The organism is Patescibacteria group bacterium (assembly GCA_020148145.1).
GTDB lineage: Bacteria > Patescibacteriota > Minisyncoccia > Minisyncoccales > JAHCRE01 > JAHCRE01.
The window spans coordinates 1-5,834 of record JAHCRE010000017.1; the positions used below are offsets into that span (position 1 = coordinate 1).

Sequence of the window (5,834 nt, forward strand, 5' to 3'; positions counted from 1 at the left end):
AACATATGATCCGACAGATTTTTTGTTTTTAGCCGGATCCCACATAAGCGACATATTGTCCACTCAGGGGCTGATGAAGATTTGGGAACACATACACTTATCAGAAATTGATTCAGCAACTCATCTATAGTTAATTGTTGACTCCGTGCAATCTGTTTAAGTGTCTTTGCAGTCTTCTCCCTAACAGTGATATTTGACCAACCTTTCTCGGGCATAACATAAGGAAATACAAAACGAGAATAAAAAGCTTGACAGGTCAATTGACCGGTCAAGATAGCCCACTTGTATCGTGAACCATATGGTTTTAAACAGAAGGAGCACTCATTTGGAAATCCCATTATAAATTAGCTAATAATCTTTATATATGGATATCCTTTCTACATTATAAAAGGGAGGTCTTAATATGGTAGAATATCCGCCCTATGTAGATGCTTATGGTAAAATAAAAGATGTTTTTAATAAGATCAAAGAAGCTGCTGTTCCGCCAAAATTTACTCAAGATTTTTTACACACAAAGTTGGGTTTAAAATCAAGCAGTTATAGGGCTATGGTACCACTACTAAAGAGATTGCAATTTATTGATGAAGCCAATATACCAACCGCTGTATATAGAGATTATAGGGACGAAAGTAAATCTAAAATAATTTTAGCTCAACGTATAAAAGCTGCATATTCGGAACTTTTTGCTGCACATGAATATGCCCATGATCTTAAAAGAGAGGATTTAAATTCTAAGCTTGCAACAGTTCTTGGGACTTCGAAGGATGACAAAACAATTCCAAAAATATCTGGGACCTTTATAGAACTTCGTAAATTAGCTGACTTCGAGCAGAAGATACCAATAAAAAAAGAAGAAGTTAAAAAGATTGCAGCAGAAAAACCGACAGAATTTACACCAAAGTTAGGTATTTCATATACAATTAATCTAAATCTGCCAGCAACCCCTGATATTGAGATATTTGACGCGATTTTTAAAAGTCTTAAGGAGCATCTTCTGAAATGAAAAAAGAATCTGATTTGAGTGATAAACTGTTGATATTTCAAATGAAAAATCTAATGCTGGAGAAGAGTTTAGCTAAATTAGAGGAATCTGGCATAGAAATAGGTCATGTAGAAACCATCAAAAAAGATCAACTAGTTGACACAGATTTATTCGAACATGAGATTCTGAAAAAAGCAGAAAAAATGGCGGATTTTTATATTTTATATTTTAGTTTAGAAAACAGTGTACGTAAGTTGATTACTGACGTTTTAAGTGAAAGACAGGGTCCTGAATGGTGGGATGAGAAAGTTCCAGATGGTGTAAAGGGCGAGGTTAAAAAAAGACAGAAACAAGAACAGGAAACTGCGATGTCAATCAGGTCAGATGACCCCTTGGCTTATGCAAATTTTGGTGAATTAATAGACATATTTAACGCAAATTGGTCTGATTTTTCAGATATACTTCGTAGTCAAAAATCTGTGCAAGAAGTCTTATCTCAGTTCAACAGAATAAGGAATGTAATTGCACATAGTTGTGAACTTAATGATGATGAAATCATCAGATTTAAATTACTTATAAAAGACTGGTTAAGAATTCAAACATAAAATAATTATCTAGTTTTTTCTCCCGTCCAACAGGAGTATTTTCAATGGCCTCAACATGACATGATTGGTTGGATAGTCAGAAAGTTATGGAGAATGTAATACGATGTTATTGGATAAGAAAAATATAAGTAATTCAAAATAATTGATAAATCAAATTTAGATTAAAATATCAGAAGGTTAATATAAATGGCATATAAAAAAATTCATTTGATTACTAACGAATTTTTTCTGAAGGAATCAGTAAATAGATTCGTAAAGATCAAGAGTGATTTTTCAAATGATGAAATTAAATATCCTAATTTTGGTCATTATCCAAAGCCTCCTGAAGATCAATCTTTGCGAGTTAAAATAGAATTTTCTAATGAAGAAATCGAACAAAAAGCATTAAAAACTGTTAAACAACTTGTGGGCGATGGCTATATTAATGACTTCACTCCCAATCGCTGGGTGGAAAGGAATCCATCTGAAAATGTAAAATCTGCGATTACCTTGAGTAGTGAATGCGCCGTTAAGTTATCAAAACTAGATGAATTTGAAAAAATATGTCAATCAAACCTTTTACCTAAACCATTTTCTCTATGTTTCTTCAACGAATTATTTGATGTAATTGAAATTTCTTTAGGATTTGAAAAAAAGGTAATTAATACAATTATGAAAAAGCATGGTCTAACAAGCATCATTAATCATTCAGTCGATGCTGTAGAATCTACAATAAAACCTTTTAAATCGCAGTTCTCCAATCGACGTTTTTTCGAAAGATTTATACATATTTTGGACAACGATCTCTTGATCTTTCCAGAGGTGGAGTATCCTGAATTTTGGAAACCTTTTTATGAGAAAAATAAGCTAAATTCAGAGTCATTTATTGATACTTTAGAACGTTTTTGTAGTGAATTTAAAAAGTAGTATTTTATTCATAAAATTATTAGATTGCATTAAGATGATAAATTAAGGTGACTATTGTAACTGATTTTCTCATGTCCAACAGGGGTACTTTCACTAATCTCCTAAAGGAAGAAATAGTTGAATAAACCAGATAATATATGTATTTTTATAAAAATGAATTAACGTACACCAATCCTATTTACAACTAGTGATGCTTGGGCGACTGTACAATTTAATCCAAAATACTGATTTGCAAAATATTGTAATTTCTTGGTTCTCTTTTCCTCAATAAAGATATTCATCCTAACAGGTTTATTAGAAAAAACTTCCTGTGCAATATAGTCAAGACAACCATTCATGCTTAAAGATGATGCCAAACAGCTATCAATCTCTTTTGTTATTATTCTAAGGCAATTTATCAGTTCAATTGTTTCATTTTCCGAGAAATTAGTAATATCTTTTTTAGAAAAATCAAGATGTATGCAGGTATCGGAAGAACCCCAAAACGCATTAAGTAATTCACCGTTATTCTCTATTAAATCTTTAAAAATTGGAGCTAACGTTTTATTGTGATGAGTAAAGTGATTTCTACGCAAGCGAAGATATGCAAGAGTCCCAATAAGCTCTTGATCAGGCAAATTGCAATGAGAGAATCTCAGTGTTTCTATAAATGTCATTTCAGGAGTGTCTCTTGTTGTTTTTATAAATGTAGAAGAGTTTATATCTTTCAGTAAAACTAAAGATCGAATTAGATATCCTTTGACAACTTCATAACTAGTTGAAAAGTATGATCCAAAAGTTAATTTTCTGTTATCCTTTAGAAATTTCGGTAATTCATTAAGTCTGACATGAATTTTTAAAGAATATTTATTCTTTGCAAATACATGTGTAGTAAAATGGTCTTCTACATCATCGCTAAAATCCCTTAGTTTTCGTTTGAGTTCTTCCTCACTAAAAAGATAAAACATAAGCTGGTCATTTATAGAGTTAAGAATTTTGATAAATTCCGTTCCAATTGGCGTTTTATTCATATATATTATAATGTCTTTCTGTTATATCAAATTTTTTTCTCATGTATAACAGAAGTTGTAAATCTAAAAAAGTTAATATGATTCAGATTTTATATACCTGTATGGTTTCCTTAGAAAGTACAATAAAAGCTCAATATGCTAAAAAATTTGAGAAAAATGATTGGTTTACCTTTAAATTAGTTGCAGATTATTATCTTGAATCGGCAGCATTACTTTTAAAGAAAGATATTTATGCAAATTATATAAATGATGATCTAAAACTTCTAATTAGAAATCGTCAAAAAAGGCTTTTTATAGGGATTGGATGTGAGTTGCTTTTAAAGGTGCTGTATTTGAAAAATGGTTTTTGTATAAACTTAGTTATAGATAATAATGGTAAAAAAATCATGAAAAAGTTTCCATACCTGTTAAACGAATTTGATAAACTGAAATTCAAAAAAGATGATACTTACACTATGAATCCTCTAATTCAAAAAATAAAAAAAATACAAGGAATAAAACATCTTAAGGAAATTCAAAAGGGTTTGAATATTGCTAAAGTCTTTCGTAATAAGGAAGGACATTCTTCTACTTTATGGCACAAATATGAACCTCAGAATTATATAGATATTGAACATGCAATTCAATATTTATATGATGAGGGGTTTCATGAAAAATTAGATATAAAAATTGCATTTGGGAAAAATCAGGAGGGTTTATTTAATATAAAAAATTAAGGATGTTATAATGCCTTTAATAAAAATTAAGAAAGATATTATTCCAGTTGTTTCAACTTTTCTGAAAGATGATTTTGAGAATGTGAGTAAAAATAAATTCAATAGTAGACATGTTGAGGTTAAGTTTGGACCAATTGCTTTTCAACAAACAAAAGATCTAAAACCAGTTGGAGAACCATTATATATTACCAAACCAATCTTTCTTGAAGTGCCTTTTTCATTTTTTCATAAAAAAAATGACAATATCTTTAGGGGACCAAAACTTAACGAAAAGTTGGAACTTTATACCCACAAAGAAATTTTGGAAGGATTTTTCACAAGAGATAACAGATATCTCAAAAATACTCAAGAAAGATCCATTATTATTTCGTTCTCTGATGTGGTTAGGGCATAGGCTGGAATCAAAAAGTGATATCCAATCCTTTTTGGATTGTTATCGAATCCTTGAAACTCTATCAAATAGAGAGTTCGATTTAATGTTAAGCGACATCGACAATTTTTTAAGTAAAAATTCAAAATGGGTCATTTATGTAAAAAGTAAAAAACCATTAAAATTCAGGCCTGAGGGCAGGAATCTAACTGAAGCATATGCAATACATAGATGGAATATGAAAAAAACCGAATGGAGTTTGATAAAAGACCTAAGGGACTCAATAGCACACGGTGAAAATCCAGACGTTGAATTTAAAGATTATTTTAGGAACACTTTTATTAAACTAGACAATTTCATAAAAACGATATTAAGAAATGAATTGGAGCATCTATTGAAAACAGATATAATACTTGCAAGCGAAGAAAGATTAGTGACAATAACTCCCGATAAAAAATTCATTATGAAACCATTACATAAGTGTTCAAAGAGTCTTAAAATAGCTTCAGAATATCGAATTGAGGGGATTTCTAAAAAGAAATTTGAAAACATTATTTCAAACTTAAAGATTGATGAAGCTAAGAAATTAAAATTATATTATCAGTATCGTTCTAACAATATATTAGCAAAAAATGTCCCGTTAGTTATTTATGAGAAAAATGAAATAATAATTAATAACCACGATCATGGGGGATCTATTTCTATAAAAGGCGATAGGAAAAAATAAATCACCTAAATTTGAACAAAAAAGCATCTTCAAAACTCTCCTATTCAACAGGAGTACTTTCACTGACCTCCTACAGGAGTATATAAGATAGGAACTCCTTATGTTTCTCCATATAAAATGGTATTGATTACCGGGTGTACGACCACCCAGTAATCTGAGACCATAATAGGTGAATATTATGATCCCGAACAAGACAAATACAGAAAATAGTAGAAATAATTTTGTACAATTGAGGCTGGGAGAAATTGAAAATCAAAAAGAAGATGTTATTTCTAAGATAGTTGAAAAACCTAAAAGAAAATCACAAGAGTTAGCTGAATTAGTCGGGAAAAACAGTGAGATACTATCAAAATATCGAAAGTTTCTCTGTCGAGAATACCGTAAGGAGAGCACAACTGTCAATAACAGCCGAATTTTCCCCACTTTTAACAATTGAAAAGTGCGCCACCTTTTTATAGATTTCTTTTTTACACATATTCATACAACCTCTATTTTTCTCCTGTTCCCATCAAACCATA

Annotated in this window: 8 protein-coding genes; 7 read left to right on the top strand and 1 reads right to left on the bottom strand. The window is 30.5% G+C overall.

Annotated features, from left to right (window positions below):
- The first annotated feature begins 403 nt into the window (after positions 1-403).
- From KJA15_03510 to KJA15_03520, 3 genes are all read left to right on the top strand, one after another.
- Complete coding sequence (locus tag KJA15_03510; protein MBZ9572371.1) at positions 404-1,003, top strand: DUF5343 domain-containing protein; 600 nt, start codon at positions 404-406, stop codon at positions 1,001-1,003.
- 53 nt (positions 1,004-1,056) lie between these two features.
- The gene (locus tag KJA15_03515) at positions 1,057-1,587 is read left to right on the top strand and encodes a hypothetical protein (GenBank protein ID MBZ9572372.1); all 531 of its coding nucleotides are present in this window, start codon (positions 1,057-1,059) and stop codon (positions 1,585-1,587) included.
- Positions 1,588-1,773: 186 nt separating this feature from the next.
- The gene (locus tag KJA15_03520; GenBank protein ID MBZ9572373.1) at positions 1,774-2,493 is read left to right on the top strand and encodes a hypothetical protein; all 720 of its coding nucleotides are present in this window, start codon (positions 1,774-1,776) and stop codon (positions 2,491-2,493) included.
- Between the two features lie 158 nt (positions 2,494-2,651).
- Here KJA15_03520 and KJA15_03525 read toward each other — a convergent pair whose 3' ends face one another.
- Positions 2,652-3,503, bottom strand: coding sequence for a hypothetical protein (locus tag KJA15_03525; protein MBZ9572374.1), 852 nt, complete (start codon positions 3,501-3,503; stop codon positions 2,652-2,654).
- 77 nt (positions 3,504-3,580) lie between these two features.
- Here KJA15_03525 and KJA15_03530 point away from each other — a divergent pair, with 77 nt between their 5' ends.
- The 4 genes from KJA15_03530 to KJA15_03545 all read left to right on the top strand — a co-directional run bounded on the left by KJA15_03530 (position 3,581) and on the right by KJA15_03545 (position 5,752).
- Positions 3,581-4,219, top strand: coding sequence for a hypothetical protein (locus KJA15_03530; GenBank protein MBZ9572375.1), 639 nt, complete (start codon positions 3,581-3,583; stop codon positions 4,217-4,219).
- 10 nt (positions 4,220-4,229) lie between these two features.
- Complete coding sequence (locus tag KJA15_03535) at positions 4,230-4,613, top strand: hypothetical protein (GenBank protein ID MBZ9572376.1); 384 nt, start codon at positions 4,230-4,232, stop codon at positions 4,611-4,613.
- The gene (locus tag KJA15_03540; protein MBZ9572377.1) at positions 4,597-5,316 is read left to right on the top strand and encodes a hypothetical protein; all 720 of its coding nucleotides are present in this window, start codon (positions 4,597-4,599) and stop codon (positions 5,314-5,316) included. The genes KJA15_03535 and KJA15_03540 overlap by 17 nt, the downstream gene beginning before the upstream one ends.
- A gap of 178 nt (positions 5,317-5,494) precedes the next feature.
- Positions 5,495-5,752, top strand: coding sequence for a hypothetical protein (locus tag KJA15_03545; GenBank protein MBZ9572378.1), 258 nt, complete (start codon positions 5,495-5,497; stop codon positions 5,750-5,752).
- The last annotated feature ends 82 nt before the right edge of the window (positions 5,753-5,834 follow it).